Source organism: Idiomarina sp. HB (genome assembly GCF_048059115.1).
In the GTDB taxonomy this organism is placed as follows: Bacteria; Pseudomonadota; Gammaproteobacteria; order Enterobacterales; family Alteromonadaceae; genus Idiomarina; species Idiomarina abyssalis.
This window is the reverse complement of record NZ_JAYLVU010000001.1, coordinates 251,677-267,659: the sequence shown is the minus strand read 5'-3', so window position 1 is coordinate 267,659 and position 15,983 is coordinate 251,677. Positions and strand designations below refer to the sequence as shown.

Annotated in this window: 14 protein-coding genes; 11 read left to right on the top strand and 3 right to left on the bottom strand. The window is 46.2% G+C overall.

Annotation, left to right across the window (positions count from 1 at the left end):
• Window positions 1–12 precede the first annotated feature (12 nt).
• The 8 genes from VBY75_RS01350 (at window position 13) to rcsF (ending at window position 10,343) form a co-directional block, all read left to right on the top strand.
• Window positions 13–1,983 (top strand): acetyl/propionyl/methylcrotonyl-CoA carboxylase subunit alpha, encoded by a 1,971-nt coding sequence (locus tag VBY75_RS01350; protein ID WP_416510694.1) that lies wholly within the window; start codon window positions 13–15, stop codon window positions 1,981–1,983.
• A 2-nt stretch (window positions 1,984–1,985) separates the two neighbouring features.
• On the top strand, window positions 1,986–2,891 hold the full coding sequence (locus tag VBY75_RS01345) for a hydroxymethylglutaryl-CoA lyase (RefSeq protein ID WP_054488216.1): 906 nt from the start codon (window positions 1,986–1,988) through the stop codon (window positions 2,889–2,891).
• Window positions 2,892–2,893: 2 nt separating this feature from the next.
• Complete coding sequence (locus tag VBY75_RS01340) at window positions 2,894–4,837, top strand: acetoacetate--CoA ligase (RefSeq protein ID WP_416510691.1); 1,944 nt, start codon at window positions 2,894–2,896, stop codon at window positions 4,835–4,837.
• 3 nt (window positions 4,838–4,840) lie between these two features.
• Window positions 4,841–7,057, top strand: a complete 2,217-nt coding sequence (locus VBY75_RS01335) for a putative bifunctional diguanylate cyclase/phosphodiesterase (RefSeq protein ID WP_278356541.1) — start codon at window positions 4,841–4,843, stop codon at window positions 7,055–7,057.
• A 17-nt stretch (window positions 7,058–7,074) separates the two neighbouring features.
• Entirely contained in the window at window positions 7,075–8,724 is a 1,650-nt protein-coding gene (locus VBY75_RS01330) for an electron transfer flavoprotein-ubiquinone oxidoreductase (protein WP_222235480.1), read from the top strand.
• A 133-nt stretch (window positions 8,725–8,857) separates the two neighbouring features.
• Window positions 8,858–9,283: a hypothetical protein gene (locus VBY75_RS01325; RefSeq protein ID WP_199494208.1), complete on the top strand. Its 426-nt coding sequence runs from the start codon at window positions 8,858–8,860 to the stop codon at window positions 9,281–9,283.
• A gap of 160 nt (window positions 9,284–9,443) precedes the next feature.
• Window positions 9,444–9,860 (top strand): H-NS family nucleoid-associated regulatory protein, encoded by a 417-nt coding sequence (locus VBY75_RS01320; RefSeq protein WP_054488227.1) that lies wholly within the window; start codon window positions 9,444–9,446, stop codon window positions 9,858–9,860.
• Between the two features lie 186 nt (window positions 9,861–10,046).
• Window positions 10,047–10,343, top strand: a complete 297-nt coding sequence (gene rcsF / locus VBY75_RS01315; protein ID WP_199494218.1) for an Rcs stress response system protein RcsF — start codon at window positions 10,047–10,049, stop codon at window positions 10,341–10,343.
• Here the strand turns inward: rcsF and VBY75_RS01310 are convergent.
• Window positions 10,340–10,984 (bottom strand): hypothetical protein, encoded by a 645-nt coding sequence (locus VBY75_RS01310; protein WP_278356540.1) that lies wholly within the window; start codon window positions 10,982–10,984, stop codon window positions 10,340–10,342. The genes rcsF and VBY75_RS01310 overlap by 4 nt on opposite strands.
• A 211-nt stretch (window positions 10,985–11,195) precedes the next feature.
• On the opposite strand from VBY75_RS01310, the gene tsaA reads away from it, so the two are divergent.
• Together tsaA and VBY75_RS01300 are read left to right on the top strand one after the other, a co-directional pair.
• Window positions 11,196–11,903, top strand: coding sequence for a tRNA (N6-threonylcarbamoyladenosine(37)-N6)-methyltransferase TrmO (tsaA, locus tag VBY75_RS01305; protein WP_199494210.1), 708 nt, complete (start codon window positions 11,196–11,198; stop codon window positions 11,901–11,903).
• A gap of 78 nt (window positions 11,904–11,981) precedes the next feature.
• Window positions 11,982–13,685 carry a proline--tRNA ligase gene (locus VBY75_RS01300; RefSeq protein WP_416510687.1) on the top strand — a complete coding sequence of 568 codons (1,704 nt, stop codon included), beginning with the start codon at window positions 11,982–11,984 and terminating at the stop codon, window positions 13,683–13,685.
• Window positions 13,686–13,753: 68 nt separating this feature from the next.
• Here the strand turns inward: VBY75_RS01300 and gpt are convergent, their stop codons facing one another.
• Complete coding sequence (gene gpt / locus VBY75_RS01295; RefSeq protein ID WP_054488237.1) at window positions 13,754–14,239, bottom strand: xanthine phosphoribosyltransferase; 486 nt, start codon at window positions 14,237–14,239, stop codon at window positions 13,754–13,756.
• Window positions 14,240–14,246: 7 nt separating this feature from the next.
• Window positions 14,247–15,539, bottom strand: a complete 1,293-nt coding sequence (locus VBY75_RS01290; RefSeq protein WP_054488239.1) for an NCS2 family permease — start codon at window positions 15,537–15,539, stop codon at window positions 14,247–14,249.
• Between the two features lie 109 nt (window positions 15,540–15,648).
• Between VBY75_RS01290 and VBY75_RS01285 the strand changes: the two genes are divergently transcribed.
• Window positions 15,649–15,969 carry a 2Fe-2S iron-sulfur cluster-binding protein gene (locus tag VBY75_RS01285; RefSeq protein ID WP_054488243.1) on the top strand — a complete coding sequence of 107 codons (321 nt, stop codon included), beginning with the start codon at window positions 15,649–15,651 and terminating at the stop codon, window positions 15,967–15,969.
• Window positions 15,970–15,983: the final 14 nt, after the last annotated feature.

Below are 15,983 nucleotides of genomic sequence, written 5' to 3'. Positions count from 1 at the left end.
ACAGGTCTCATTATGATCAAAACATTATTGATTGCGAACCGTGGTGAAATTGCCTGTCGTATTATTGCCACAGCTAAAAAAATGGGAATTCGCACCGTAGCGGTATTCTCTGACGCCGACCGCAAATCGCGCCACGTTAAACTGGCCGATCAGGCTGTACATATTGGTCCGGCAGCAAGCACTGAAAGTTATCTGCGTGGCGATAAAATCATTGCTGCGGCTAAACAAACCGGTGCCGAAGCCATTCACCCCGGCTATGGATTTCTTTCAGAGAACGAAGATTTTGCTGACCAATGTCAGGCTAATGACATTATATTTGTTGGCCCGCCGGTATCGTCCATTGCCGCTATGGGCTCTAAGAGCGCGGCTAAATCTATTATGCAGGATGCCGGCGTTCCACTGGTTCCGGGCTATCATGGTAGCGAGCAAGACATCGAAACCTTAAAAGCAGAAGCTGAAAAAGTCGGCTTTCCGTTACTGCTGAAAGCGGCGTACGGCGGCGGTGGTAAAGGTATGCGTGTGGTCGAAAACATGGGCGAATTTGATGAAGCTCTGAATTCGGCGAAACGCGAAGCTAAGTCCTCTTTCGGTAATGATAAAATGCTCATGGAGCGTTTTATTCGTAACCCCCGCCACGTAGAGATTCAGGTGTTCACCGATGAACACGGTAACGCCGTTTATTTGGCAGAGCGCGACTGTTCGGTACAACGCCGTCACCAAAAGGTGCTTGAAGAGGCTCCGGCTCCGGCATTAACCGAAAAAACACGTAAGGAAATGGGCGAAGCCGCCATTCGAGCCGCTCAGGCAATAGACTACGTTGGTGCAGGTACGGTTGAGTTTCTATTTGACCAAAGTGGCGAATTTTATTTCATGGAAATGAACACCCGCTTACAGGTTGAGCATCCGGTTACAGAAATGATTACCGGACAGGATTTAGTCGAATGGCAATTACTGGTTGCATCCGGTCAGCCACTACCTCTGGCGCAGAATGACATTCAGGTAAACGGTCACGCGTTTGAAGCCCGAATTTACGCTGAAGATCCGGACAACGACTTTTTACCTTGCACCGGTACCATTAAACACTTACGCACTCCGGCAGAAGAAAACGGCGTTCGCATTGATACCGGTATTGAAGAAGGCGATGAAATTTCCGCCTTCTACGACCCTATGATTGCGAAGCTCATTGTCTGGGACACCGATCGTACTCGTGCTCTGCTACGCTTACAAAAGGCCTTACGTGAGTACCGTTTAACCGGCCTGACGACGAACGTCGACTTTTTGCATCGTTTGGCTTCACACCCAGAGTTTGTGAAAACCAACCTGACAACAGAGTTTATTCAGCAATATCAGGAAGACCTGCTGCCGGATAACTCTGTGAATTATCAACAAATTGCGACCGAAGCCGCTTTATTTGATATTAGTCAGCGTCAGCAGCAACGTGGCAGTTCACCATGGCAAAGTGGTAATGCGTTTAGAATGAACTCAGCAGCTACACATACAGTTCCACTGCAGTTTGGCGAAGAAACCTATGCGATATCGCTCATTGAAACTGCCTCAGGCGAATTCCTGCAGAAAGTTGATGAGGAAAGCATTCGCTGGCAGGCGTCTTTAACCGACGACAAGCTCACGCTGACTGCGGGCAGTATGCGTTATCATCGTTATGTCAGCGCCGATGATCAGCAAATTACCGTATTTACTGACAACGGCCCTGTCATTTTCCATCGGCACCGTGTGGCAGACACCCTTTCCGATGACGCCGCTCATGGTGGCCATGTTGCGCCAATGAACGGTACCATCATGGAAGTGCTGGTAGAAAAAGGCGATACTGTTGAAAAAGACCAACCGCTTGTCATCATGGAAGCCATGAAAATGGAATACACCATTCGCGCCGGGCATGAAGGTGAGGTGACCGACATTTTCTTCGCCGCTGGTGACTTAGTCAGTGACGGTGACGAGCTTATAGCAGTTAATGAAGCGGAGTAACAATGAGCCTTGCAGACAAGATAAAGATCGTTGAAGTAGGTCCGCGTGACGGCTTGCAAAATGAAACCGCCGTTTCTGTCGATGCAAAAGTTGCTTTGATTGAAGCGCTGGCTGATGCTGGCGTTTCCTACATTGAAAGTGCCAGCTTTGTGAGCCCTAAATGGGTACCGCAAATGGCCGACAGCAGTGCCGTTATGGAACAGATAACGCGCCGTCCAGGCATTACCTACGCGGGTTTAACACCCAACCTGAAAGGCTTTGAAGCAGCCGTTGCAGCCAATATGGACGAGGTTGCCGTATTCGGCGCAGCGTCGGAAGCCTTTACACAAAAAAACATAAATTGCAGTATTGATGAATCGCTGGAGCGGTTTAAGCCGGTTATTGCAGCCGCCAAAGAAAAAAACATACCTGTCAGAGGTTATGTATCCTGCGTTTTAGGTTGTCCGTATCAGGGTGAGGTGCCGCTGGAAAATGTAGTCAAGGTTGCTGAAGCGCTTTACAACATGGGCTGCTATGAGGTTTCACTTGGCGATACCATAGGTGTCGGAACCCCCTTAAAAGCACAGGAAATGCTCGCTGCGGTAGCCGAAAAAGTGCCCATGGAAAAGCTTGCATTGCACTTTCACAATACCTACGGACAGGCTTTAGCTAATATTATGGCTTGCCTTCCATTAGGCGTTGCCACTATTGATACGGCCGTTGCTGGTTTAGGCGGATGCCCTTACGCTAAAGGTGCCAGTGGTAACGTTGCCACCGAAGATGTGGTGTACATGCTAAACGGTATGGGAATTAAAACCGGTATTGATCTGGACAAGTTAATCGCAGCCGGGGCCGATATTTGTCAGCATTTAGCGCATGGCCCCCGTTCACAAGTCGCGATAGCAGAATTGGCAAAACAAGGGGATTAAACATGACTTCAGAAGCATTGTGGCAACCGTCAGCAGATACCATTGCCAATGCCCGCATGACGGATTTCCTGCAACAGGTGAATACAGATAAAAATGTAGCACTGGCCAATTACCATGACCTTTACCAGTGGTCAGTCGACAACGACGAAAGCTTCTGGTCGATGGTATGGGACTACTTTGATGTTATTGGCGAAAAAGGTTCTACCGTCGTTACCGATAAAGAAAAAATGCCGGGTGCCAAATGGTTTCCTGAAGCCAAACTAAACTTTGCTGAAAACCTATTACGCCATAAAGATGATCACATTGCGCTTATTTTTCGTGGTGAAAACGGCGTAAGACAACAACTCACGTATGCTGAACTAAACCACGAAGTAGCCGCCTTTGCCGCGGGGTTGCGTCAACGCGGCGTCGAAGCTGGTGACCGTGTTGCTGCCATGATGCCCAATTGCATTGAAACCATTATTGGTATGCTGGCAACTACCAGTATCGGTGCTATCTGGTCATCCTGCTCTCCGGACTTTGGTGTTCAGGGTGTGCTTGACCGCTTTGGTCAAATTGAACCCAAAGTACTGATAACCGTTGACGGCTATTTTTATAATGGCAAAAACCTCAACATAAAAAGCAAAACCGCGGATATTATAAAAGAAATAAAAAGCATTGAAGCCACCGTTGTGGTCAATTTCAGTCGACAAAAAGACCGCCTTAAAGGTGAAAATGTTTTTGCCTGGAATGACTTTGGCGATGCCGAACAAACACAAATAGACTTTGTTCCTCGTAATTTTAATGATCCGCTCTATATTATGTTTTCATCTGGCACCACGGGCGTACCTAAATGTATTGTTCACGGTACCGGTGGCACGCTATTGCAGCATGTAAAAGAGCACGGCCTGCATACCGACTTAGACCGTGACGATAACCTATTCTATTTCACCACCTGTGGCTGGATGATGTGGAACTGGTTAGTCAGCGGTTTAGCTGTTGGCGCTACCCTCACCTTATTTGATGGCTCTCCTTTTGCACCGGAACCTGAATTTTTATGGGACGTTGCAGACGAAGAAGGCATTACCGTATTTGGTACCAGCGCAAAATACTTAGCGGCACTTGAAAAAGCCGACGTTAAACCAAGAGAAAGTCACAACCTGGAAAAGCTGCGTAGTATCTTAACAACCGGTTCTGTACTACCGCCAGAAAGCTTTGATTACGTATATCGCGACATTAAAAAAGACCTTTGTCTTTCGTCTATATCGGGTGGTACTGACATTGTTTCTTGTTTTGCCCTTGGCTGCCCTATTCTGCCTGTCTACCGTGGTGAATTGCAGTGCCGCGGGCTTGGTTTAGCCGTGAATGTTTATGACGATAACGGCAAGCCGGTTCGTGGCGAAAAAGGCGAACTTGTCTGCGAAAATTCCTTCCCTTGCATGCCAGTGAGCTTTTGGGGAGATGATGACGGTGAGCGCTATTACAACGCCTACTTTGCCCGTTTTGAAAATACCTGGGCCCACGGTGATTTCGCCGAGCTAACTCAGCACGATGGCGTGATTATTTACGGCCGCTCTGATGCGGTTCTTAATCCTGGCGGCGTGCGTATTGGCACTGCTGAAATTTACCGTCAGGTAGAAAAAGTTGATGAAGTATTGGAAAGTATCGCTATTGGTCAGCAATATCACGATGACGAGCGTGTCGTTCTTTTCGTTAAGCTAAGAGAAGGTATAGAGCTTAACGACGAGCTGCGTCAAACCATTGCAAAAACCATTCGTAAAAACGCGACTCCACGTCACGTTCCTGCTGTAATTTTGCAGGTTGACGATATACCCCGTACTATAAGCGGTAAGATAGTTGAATTAGCGGTACGTAATGTGGTTCACGGTGAGCCTGTTAAAAACACAGATGCTCTGGCAAACCCAGAAGCACTGGATTACTTCCGTGATAGAGAGGAGTTGCGTTAATCCATGATGTTCCTGCACGGATCACGGCAGGCGGTCGTAGCAGCCATTGTAGGCCTGGTTATTACGGTTACCGCTTTTAGCTATTTGCGTTACCAAGAAAACCAAGTTGTCCACGACGCACTGGAAGCTGAAACTTACAGCTTACAGCGTGATATCCGGCAAAGTCTGGTTTCACATTTATTTGTCGCTGAACTTCTGGCGAGAGAGTGGGAACGCAGTGATCTGACCATAAAGGAACGCTGGAAGGAAAATGCCGATATCGTTACCTTGTACTATCAAAACGTGCAAGGTATCGCCTGGCTTAATGACGACCTCAACATTGAATTAATCTATCCCCAAAATGAACAGCCGGAGTTATTAGGCACCTCTTTCTCTAAAACTTCACTGGTTGGAAAACTGGAAGCATCGGAAGGTAATAGGCATGCCATGATGGGGCCTGCCGGAAATCTCGGTCGTATTAGCAGCGACATTGCCATTTTCGTCCGGGTTGAACGAGAGCAAAATCCAGGCTTTCTGGGGTTCATCATTAGCCTACAGAGTCTGTTCAGCAATGTTGTTCGCAGTAATATTAGTGAAGGCTTTCAACTGAGTGTACGAAGTGAAGACGACGTCCTTTTCCAGTTTGCCGGAGACTCTTCGTTACGTGATGAATGGTCCCATTATCACTCATTACAGTTGGTCGGCAACAGTTGGGAGCTTTCGGTTTGGCCTACGACGAATCATTTGGAACAGCTGCGCGGTGGTATCTCAGTAGCGGCCTTAATTGCCGGGCTACTGGTTACCAGTATGTTGACTTTTGTGCTTTATATTCTGGGGCAAAGCCGCTTTAAGGCGCAACAACTGGCCGATTCAAACATTGAGCTTTATAGTGAAATTGACGAGCGAGAGCGCATTGAAAAGCAAATGGCATACCTGGCCGAACACGACTCGCTCACCGGACTGGTAAACCGTAATGCGCTAAAACGTATTTTGGGTGAATGGCTGGAAACTGAATCACCGCATAAGAAAGCAGCTTTACTTTTCATTGACTTAGACAGATTTAAAGAAGTTAACGACGCGCTGGGGCATACCGTTGGTGACGAACTCTTACGCAGAGTTGCGCGCCGTATTACGAAGCTGGCTCCTAAGTCCAGTGTTCTTGCCCGGGCTGGTGGTGATGAATTCTTACTCGCTATAGCAGAGCCGGACAGTCGCGAGAGCGTTATAAAGCTATCTGAACAGTTACTGCAAGCTCTCGACACCCACTTCTTTGTTGATGTGTACGAGTTATTTATTAGTGCATCCATTGGTATTACCTTTGCTGAGGATGCCGACTTTAACGCTGAATACTTTATTCGTAATGCCGACACAGCGCTTTACCAGGCTAAAGAGCATGGCCGTAACACTTATAAAGTGTACGATAAAGCCATACACAGAGACTTGACCAAGAAGCTGGAACTCGTTAAACGACTGCGCCATGCTGTTTCTAAACAACAATTAACGGTTTATTACCAACCTAAGGTTGAGTTAAGCAGTCGCCGTATCAGCGGCCTTGAGGCCTTGGTGCGCTGGGTTGACGACGACGGCAGCATTATTCCACCGGATGAGTTTATTCCATTGGCTGAAGATACCGGTTTGATTATTCCGATATCAGAATACGTTATGGAAGAAGCGTTTCTCCAGTTGAAGCAATGGCACGATATCGGCTTTGAAGAGCTCAGTATCGCGATCAATATTTCAGGAAAGCAGCTACACTTACCTGAGCTGGTTGATGATATTATGGAGCGCGTAAATGAAGCTCAGATACCACCAAACAAAGTCGAACTAGAGCTTACTGAGCAAGTCTTTATTGAAAATATTCAGTCACATACCCGCTTTATGCATTCGGTACGTGAACACGGAATGTCACTGGCAATCGATGATTTTGGCGTAGGTTACTCTTCATTGTCGTATCTTAAGAACTTCCCGGTGACTTCATTAAAAGTTGACCGCTCCTTTGTTAAAGACCTGCCCCACAACGAAGATGACGCAACCATTACGCAGGCGATTATTAGTCTTGCACGCAACCTGAATATTCAACTGGTTGCAGAAGGTATTGAAACAGAAGAACAAGTCGAATTTTTATTACAGCGTGAATGTAGTACCGGCCAGGGGTTCCTTTTTAGTAAACCCGTACCGGCACGACAAATCACCCAATTATTACAGCAGTATAAAGGGCTTATCCCTATCCAGATTGCCTGAATATAGCGGAGGTTAACGTGGAACGCGAAAGTATGGAGTTTGATGTCGTAATTGTTGGTGCAGGCCCTTCTGGGCTGGCAACCGCCTGTCGACTCGGTCAACTCGCACAAGAAAGTGAGCAAGAGCTCATGATATGCGTTGTTGAAAAAGGCGCCGATATTGGCGCGCATATTTTATCAGGTGCCGTTTTTGAACCACGTGCCTTAAATGAACTTTTTCCTGACTGGAAAGAGCGCGGTGCGCCGCTTAATACAGAAGTCACCGGCGATGATATTCTGCTGTTAAAAGATGAAGATAGTCACACTCGTCTACCTGACTTTACCGTGCCAAACACCTTCCATAATAAAGGCAATTATATTGCCAGTATGGGGAATCTTTGTCGCTGGATGGCGGAACAGGCAGAACAACTTGGTGTAGAAATATTCCCGGGCTTTGCAGCCTCAGAAATCCTATACAACGAAGACGGCAGCGTTGCCGGTATTCAAACTGGTGACATGGGTGTTGCTAAAGACGGCAGTGAAAAAGATGGCTACATGCCAGGTATGGAACTGCGTGCTAAATACACTTTGTTTGCAGAAGGTTGCCGTGGACACTTAGGTAAAGAACTGATTAATAAGTTTGAACTGGATAAAGACAGTACACCTCAACACTACGGTTTAGGCTTTAAAGAAATTTGGGATATACCAGAAGAGCTGCATGAACCCGGGAAAGTGGTTCACACCGCAGGCTGGCCGCTAACCGATAGTAATGCCAGCGGTGGTGGTTATCTTTATCACGCTGAAGACGGGCAAGTGTATTTAGGCCTAATTGTGGACCTCAACTACGCAAACCCGTATCTGAACCCTTTTCAGGAGTTCCAACGCTTTAAAACGCACCCTGCAATTAAAAACGTGATAGAAAACGGTAAGCGCGTATCCTACGGGGCTCGTGCCATTGCCAAAGGTGGCTATTACTCGCTGCCGAAAATGACATTCCCGGGCGGTTTACTTGTCGGCTGTAACGCCGGTACTTTGAATTTCGCCAAAATTAAGGGTAACCATACTGCCATGAAGTCGGGCATGGTTGCCGCTGAATGCGTCTTTGAACAGCTTAAAAATGGTAAAGCCAACGACGACATCAGTAACTTTAAAAACGCCTTTGAAAACTCATGGGTATTTGATGAGTTATACCGCTCTCGTAACTTTGGCGGCGCGGTTCATAAGTTAGGTACCATGTTAGGCGGCGCATACAACATGGTTGACCAAAATTGGTTTGGCGGCAAATTACCCTTTAAATTTAAAGAGTGGACACCGGATTATAAAGCCACCGGTAAAGCCGAAGATTTTAAGGCAATTGACTATCCTAAACCTGATAATAAACTCACATTTGATCGTTTATCATCTGTCTTTTTATCTAATACTAACCATGCTGAAGATCAGCCTTGCCATTTAAAGCTGGAAAACGCTGATATTCCTTTAGAGGTTAATTTACCGAAATACGCCGAGCCCGCGCAAAGATATTGCCCCGCCGGCGTTTATGAGGTTGTTGAAGAGGACGGGAAACAAGTTTTCCAGATTAACGCTCAAAACTGTATACATTGCAAAACCTGTGACATTAAAGATCCCAGTCAGAATATTACCTGGGTTGTTCCGGAAGGTGGTGGCGGACCAACTTATCCTAATATGTAAGTAAAGTGTAAATCTCATAACAAAAAACACCAAAGCATGCTAAATGTTTTGGTGTTTTTTCATTTTAGGAACTTGTAAATTTTTAACCTGTCGACTTATTTAAGTCCTAAGTGTCCCTTAAACGAGGTGTATTATGAAACTATTAACGTCCTTAGCAATATTATCTTTATTAGCCTCCCCTTTCGCTCTGGCTCAGCAATCTGAAGATAATAACAATGAAGAACAAGAGCGCAGCGAAGAAGTTCGCAAGCAGCAAGACGACTTAAAAGCTGACATGGAGGCCATGCGAAACGAGCAAAAAGCTGAAATGGAAGCTATGCGCAACGAGCAAAAAGCGAAAATGGCAGAACGTAAAGAGGAACGGAAACAACAAAAAGCAGAGCGCAAGGAAGACAAAGCTGAGAAAAAAGAGAAATGGAAATCGATGAAAGAGAAACGTAAATCAGAAAAAGAAAAAATGAAAGAAAAACGCCAATCGCTTAAAGATAAGTCTGACGACTCAGATAAGAATGAAGACAAAGACGACGATAATAACGATGATGACAATGGTAACAATTAATTGTTAATAACTGAGTGTATAAAAGGCGGATCAATGATCCGCTTTTTCTGTTTGACACATAATTTTTAATTAATAATAAACTTCAATTAAAATACTTTATCTCGCTATAATGAAAACAAATCAACATGAAATTTAAGTCAATCAAATAAGGTAAGCATCAATGAGTGATTTCATTAATATTCTGCGTCATGAGCGTCGTTTAAAAGCTGCACTAAAAGAACTTAACTTAAATGAACTGGAAAGCATTAAAGAAAAGTTCGATTCGGTTATCGCTCAGCGTCGTGAAGAAGAAGCTGAGAAACTGCGCCAGCATGAAGCCAAACAAAAGAAAATTGAAGAGTTTAAAAGTGCAATGGCAGACGCCGGTATCGAGCTTTCAGACATATTAGAGCAAGAGCTGGGTGGAGAGCCTATTGTTAAAACAACTCGCAAGAAAAGAGCGCCTAAGCCGCCTAAATATGAATACACTGATGAAAATGGTGAAAAGCAAACCTGGACCGGTCAGGGGCGCATGCCAAAAGCTATGAAAACAGCGATTGATAATGGCAAACCTTTAGAGTCTTTTTTAATTAAGTAATAAGACGAATTTATGCGTAGTCGCGATGAATAATTAATCAAGACTACGCTTTTTGTTGAACAATAGACTCAGCTTGATTAGGCTATAGAAAATTCAAACTGGCAAGGATCGACATTGCGCTATCGTTTCATAGCATTCGTATTAACGCCATTATTCGGCCTTTCTGCCTGCAGCATCTTACCTCAGATGCCAGGAGGCTTTAATCAAATCGACTCGGGTGACATAAGAATTTACCATACAGGCGACACGCCATCGCGGGCGTACGAGCTCGTTAGTGTTGTAAATGGTGAAAGCTGCCAGCGGCAATTTAACGGTGAACCGGCGTCAGATAACAAAGCTATTCAAGCTCTGCGGGTCGACGCTGTTCGATTTAAAGCACATGCCGTCATTAAAACCCAGTGTTTTTCATTAAAACCTAAAGCCGACTCCATCTGTTACAGTGAAGTCAGCTGTGTAGGCCGTGCAATTCGGTGGCGTGATTAGTTGCTTCTGGTTAACGTCACGTCACCTACCCCAACTTCAACCTGAACATCCGTCGAACCATTACCCCGATAACTGGATTCCGATGTTACTAACATTCTGTTTTCCTGAGTATTACCGAAGTTTCTCAAGCTGGTATCGCCAACACCTACTGAAGCTTCAACCAAACCATACTCACCGTTGGCAAGGTTCAGTGACACATCGCCTACGCCCAAATCTACTTTTACATTGTTGAATGGCAAGTCACCGGATATTTCGCCAACACCCAAATTTACTTCCAGTAACCGTGAGCGAGGAACTGACACCTTCCAATGTTGAGACATATCATCGTGCGGTGTGGCGGATATTTCCAACTGATTACCGCTACGCTCCCCTTTTATGAGCACCTCTGACAAATCACCACCACTGGCAAACCAGCCGTCATCATCAGATTCAACGCGCAGTTCAATTTCAACCACCTCACCTTCAGTAACCCTTAGCTCAACAGTCCCGACCGTTGCATCCAGGCGAATTTCTGTATCGCTGCTGACAATATAGCTGTCAGTCAGAGTGCGCTCGCTATCATTTGCAGAGAAAGCCGCTGTGCTAAGCGTAACTAAGCCGATAAAACCTAAAGTTAAAGGCCAAATTTTATGTTTCATCATTTTTCTTTTCCTATTGTTATTAAAACCGTTCATGCCAAACTCTAAAGCACGTCATGTAATTTATTGATTAGCTCTGCAACGCTTATGCCAAAGATTAAAACCTTTTAATATCAAATACTTAAACAAATCGAAAAGTAATCAGTTAGCGAAATAGCTAACTATGTGGTGAAATTGGCTACCTGTATTTCGCGTGTTCACTAACGGAGGCGATATGAAAAGCCAGCAACAACTGACACAGGTTGCGGTTATCCGTACGCCTTTTCCTGAGAAATTCAGCGTTCCCCGACAGCCGGGGTTGGTTCCTTCTGCACTTGCTCAAGTGGAACTGGTTGGTGACTACCAGCACGCACAAGCCATAGAAGGCATCGAGCAGTTTTCACACCTTTGGCTAACTTTCGAGTTTCATCAGCACGATACCTGGCAGGAAAGAGTCCGGCCGCCGCGCTTGGGCGGTAACCAACAGTTAGGGGTATTTGCCACACGTTCTCCGTTTCGGCCTAACCAGTTGGGTTTGTCCGTTGTCGAACTGATTGCGGTACAAACGGAACCGAATGTCGTCTTGACTGTTCGCGGAGCAGATTTAGTCGATAAAACGCCAATTGTCGATATAAAGCCTTATATTCCCTACGTTGACTCTATTACCGATGCCCGAGCGGGATTTGCACAAGAAAAGCCTGAGTCTCGTATGAAAGTAAAATTTTCGGACGCCGCCGAGGCCGTGTTGAAAAGCGCACACTCGAGCTCTTCCGGCCTAAGGACACTGGCTACTGAGGTACTTAGTCAGGACCCTCGGCCGGCCTATCACAAAGCGCAGTCGCCCCAGAGAACGTACGGCACCGCACTTTTAAACTATAATATTCGTTGGTATGTACAACAAAACACCGTTTTTGTTGAAGAAATCTCATTAAAACAGCCGTAAAAGGCTTTTGAGCTGAGTCAGACACTGCTAAACTTCGCTCTAATTTTTGACCACTATAAATTGCAGAGATGCCGGACTATGCGCAGCAGCCAATATTTATTATCTACGCTTAAAGAAACACCTTCTGACGCTGAGATCGTGAGTCATCAGCTTATGTTGCGGGCAGGCATGATCCGTAAGGTCGCCGCCGGACTTTATACCTGGACTCCCACCGGCCTGCGTGTACTACGTAAAGTTGAGAATGTTGTCCGTGAGGAAATGGAAGCCATTAACGCATTGGAAATTTTAATGCCAATGGTACAACCGGCCGATCTCTGGCAGGAATCTGGACGCTGGGATGATTACGGCCCGGAGTTATTGCGTATCAAGGATCGCAATCAACGTGACTTCTTACTGGGCCCAACCCACGAGGAAATTATCAGTCAGTTGGTACGCAAGGAAGTCAGTAGCTATAAGCAACTGCCATTAACCTTATTCCAGATCCAGACAAAATTCCGCGACGAAATTCGCCCTCGTTTTGGCGTTATGCGTGCACGTGAGTTTATGATGAAGGACGCTTACTCTTTCCATCTCACTGACGAGTCGCTGCAAAAAACTTACGATGACATGTACAAAGCGTACAGCCGTATTTTTGAGCGCCTGGGTCTGGATTATCGTCCGGTTATTGCTGACACAGGCTCTATTGGCGGAAGTCACTCGCACGAGTTCCACGTTTTGGCCAGCTCCGGTGAAGACGCTATCGCATTTTCTGACTCGTCAGATTATGCCGCCAATGTGGAAATGGCCGAAGCTTTGGCCCCTGCAGGAGAACGCCCTGCTGCAACGCAAAAAATGGAAAAACATCAAGTACACGGTGATGAACTGGCCGCTGTATTACAGCCACTATCTGTAGAAAGTCAGCAAGCTGTTAAGTCCGTTATTGTCAAAGCATCAGATGACATTGAAGCCGAGTACATTCAACTTGTATTACGCGCGGACCATGAACTGAATACAGTGAAAGCGGAAAAACTCGAACAAGTCGCGGCTCCGTTGGAAATACTGACTCAAACTGAAAAAGCAACGGGTATAGAAGCGCCTTACATTGGCGTAGTAAAGGCAAAGCTCCCATTGCTGGTTGATCGCAGTGCCGCTCACCTGGCCGATTTCGCCTGTGGCGCCAATGAAAATGGTCATTGGCTGACGGGCGTCAACTGGGAGCGCGACACTCCGGACTCTACCGTAGTGGATATTCGCAATGTTGTTGCCGGCGACCCAAGCCCTTGTGGTCAGGGTAAAGTGAAAATTGCCCGAGGCATTGAAGTGGGCCATATTTTCCAGCTCGGCACAAAGTACAGTGATGCCATGAAAGTTGGTGTACTGTCTGAAACCGGTAAACATGAAACTCTGACTATGGGTTGTTATGGTATTGGTGTATCGCGCATTGTTGCTGCAGCAATAGAACAGAATAACGACGAGCGTGGTATATGCTGGCCAGATGCCCTGGCGCCCTTCCAGGTCGTTATTGTGCCAATGAACATGCATAAGTCAGCACGTGTTCAGGCGGCCGCTGAGAAGCTTTACGAAGACTTGAAGGCTCAAGGTATTGATGTTCTGTTTGACGACCGTAAAGAGCGTCCTGGAGTCATGTTTACAGACATGGAGCTCATAGGTATTCCACATCAGGTTGTGGTTGGTGAACGTAACCTGGATGAAAACCAGGTTGAGTACCAGAGTCGTAAAGGCGGCGAGAAGCAAAAAGTCAGTTTAGACGACTGCGTTAACTTCATTAAACAGCAGTTCTGAACTCAATAAACAAAGAAAAAGGCCTGATAGCTAAACTATCAGGCCTTTTTACCTTAACAGAGCGAGTTTTAAGATTCCTGCCCTGCCAACGGCTCAATGTAATGCAAGTGCATGTCCCAGGGGAAGTGAATCCAGGTGTCTTGTGCTAAATCAGCAACAAAATCATCAACCAATTCCATTCCTGCCGGTTTTGCATAAACCGTAACAAACTTTGCTTTTGGTAAGCGGTCACGTAAGAACTTCAGGGTATTACCTGTATCAACTAAGTCGTCTACAACCAAAAAGCCTTCACCATCAGTCGTTGCGGTAACATCTTTCATTACCTGTAAGTCGTCTCGTTGCTCGGTGTGATCATAGGAACTCACCGCCACACAGTCGACCACACGAATATTTAGCTCACGCGCCACAATAGCCGCTGGCACTAAGCCGCCACGGCTTACCGCAATAATACCTTTATATTGCTCCGCCGGTAATTGACGGCGCGCCAGTTCACGCGTCGCACGGTGCAACTCTTCCCATGATACAAAAAACTCGCGGTTTGAATGCCATCCCATAATTTCGTTACCCTAACCAAATAAATTTAGCGACAAAAAGCGCGCCTAAGAAAATTACGCTCGGTGTTAAATCTTGATAGCGTCCGCCGAGTAATTTCACCACAACGTAACTGATAAAACCTAACGCAATACCATCTGCTATTGAAAATGTCAGTGGTGTCATCAATAAAACCACAGCAACAGGTGCGGCCTCCGTAATGTCATCCCACTTTACGTCTTTGAGTGTAAACAACATTAAAACAGCAACGTAAATTATTGCCCCGGCGGTTGCGTAAGCTGGGATCATACCAGCCAACGGCGCGAAAAACATTGCCAAAAGAAAGAGAATACCGACCACCACCGCAGCAAGCCCGGTTTTGCCACCCGAAGCGACTCCTGCTGCAGATTCTATGTAGCTGGTGGTGGTTGAAGTACCCAGTATTGACCCCGCGACGGTGGCAGTACTGTCCGCCATTAGCGCTTTATTCAGCCGGGGCATTTCACCGTTGGCCTTTGCCAGACCCGCTTTTTGTGCAACGGCCAGCAAAGTGCCTGAGGTATCAAATAAGTCCACGAACAGAAATGCAAAAATAACGGACAACATACCAATATCGAAAGCTGCCGCTAAGTCCATTTGCATAAAGGTGGGAAGCAGACTTGGAGGGGCCGATACAATACCATTATATTCAACTAACCCCGTTGCCCAGGCAATAAGAGTGACCAGCAAAATACTGATTAATGCCGCACCCTGTACTTGCCGTGCAACCAAACCAATAATAAGGAAGAAGCCTGCTGCTGCCAGCAGCACAGAGGGTTCAGATAAAGAGCCTAAGCTCACCATTGTTGCGTCGTTGGCGACAATTATGTTGGCATTCTGCAAGCCAATTAACGCCAAAAATGCACCAATACCGGCGGCTATAGCCAAACGTAAGGTGGTAGGAATGGATTTTATAATCCACTCGCGCACCCGAAAAGCAGAAAGTAAAAAGAACAAACAACCAGAGAAGAATACAGCCCCCAAAGCCGTTTGCCAGGTATACCCCATGCTAAATACAACGGTGTAAGTGAAAAAGGCGTTTAACCCCATTCCCGGCGCCAGTGCTACTGGGTAGTTCGCCCACAACCCCATAATCAGACAACCAATAGCTGCCGCTAAACAAGTGGCGACAAATACAGCGCCGTAATCCATACCCGTTTCGCTCAAAATAGACGGGTTAACAAAGATAATGTAAGCCATGGTCAGGAAAGTTGTCAGTCCACCAATAATCTCGGACTTAACAGAACTACCACTTGCTTTAATTGAAAACAGCTTTTCCAGCATGAGAAACCTTGAAAGTTTGGCGTTGTGGTTAAAAGGCAGGTATTTTATCCTAATTGCCGCGTAATTTGTTGTTCACTTTTTATTTTTTAAACAGGATACAGAATTTATCATGCCAACCGTTTATTTCGTCGATGCCGATGGGAATCAGTTTGAAGCCACAGTCGACTCGGGAACCAACGTTATGGAAGCCGCAGTCGAGAACTTTATTGACGGCATTATTGGAGAGTGCGGCGGCGTTATGTCGTGTGCAACTTGCCATTGCTACATTCCGCCTGAGTGGCAGGATAAGCTCCCTGCTCCGTCAGAGCAGGAAGAAGATATGATCGATATGGTCATGGAGCCGCAGGAAAACAGTCGGCTTAGCTGCCAAATAGAAATAACTGACGAGCTGGACGGCTTAGTGGTCCATATGCCTAAGTCTCAGTTCTAAATAGATTAGAGAGA

Bases quoted from the DNA above. Each gene is read 5' to 3' on its own strand.
- rcsF (WP_199494218.1), top strand. From the start codon at position 10,047: ATGCCAGGAGGCTTTAATCAAATCGACTCGGGTGACATAAGAATTTAC.
- VBY75_RS01340 (WP_416510691.1), top strand. From the start codon at position 2,894: ATGACTTCAGAAGCATTGTGGCAACCGTCAGCAGATACCATTGCCAAT.
- tsaA (WP_199494210.1), top strand. From the start codon at position 11,196: ATGAAAAGCCAGCAACAACTGACACAGGTTGCGGTTATCCGTACGCCT.
- VBY75_RS01310 (WP_278356540.1), bottom strand. From the start codon at position 10,984: ATGATGAAACATAAAATTTGGCCTTTAACTTTAGGTTTTATCGGCTTA.
- VBY75_RS01300 (WP_416510687.1), top strand. From the start codon at position 11,982: ATGCGCAGCAGCCAATATTTATTATCTACGCTTAAAGAAACACCTTCT.
- VBY75_RS01350 (WP_416510694.1), top strand. From the start codon at position 13: ATGATCAAAACATTATTGATTGCGAACCGTGGTGAAATTGCCTGTCGT.
- VBY75_RS01290 (WP_054488239.1), bottom strand. From the start codon at position 15,539: ATGCTGGAAAAGCTGTTTTCAATTAAAGCAAGTGGTAGTTCTGTTAAG.
- VBY75_RS01345 (WP_054488216.1), top strand. From the start codon at position 1,986: ATGAGCCTTGCAGACAAGATAAAGATCGTTGAAGTAGGTCCGCGTGAC.
- VBY75_RS01335 (WP_278356541.1), top strand. From the start codon at position 4,841: ATGATGTTCCTGCACGGATCACGGCAGGCGGTCGTAGCAGCCATTGTA.
- VBY75_RS01285 (WP_054488243.1), top strand. From the start codon at position 15,649: ATGCCAACCGTTTATTTCGTCGATGCCGATGGGAATCAGTTTGAAGCC.
- VBY75_RS01325 (WP_199494208.1), top strand. From the start codon at position 8,858: ATGAAACTATTAACGTCCTTAGCAATATTATCTTTATTAGCCTCCCCT.
- VBY75_RS01320 (WP_054488227.1), top strand. From the start codon at position 9,444: ATGAGTGATTTCATTAATATTCTGCGTCATGAGCGTCGTTTAAAAGCT.
- gpt (WP_054488237.1), bottom strand. From the start codon at position 14,239: ATGGGATGGCATTCAAACCGCGAGTTTTTTGTATCATGGGAAGAGTTG.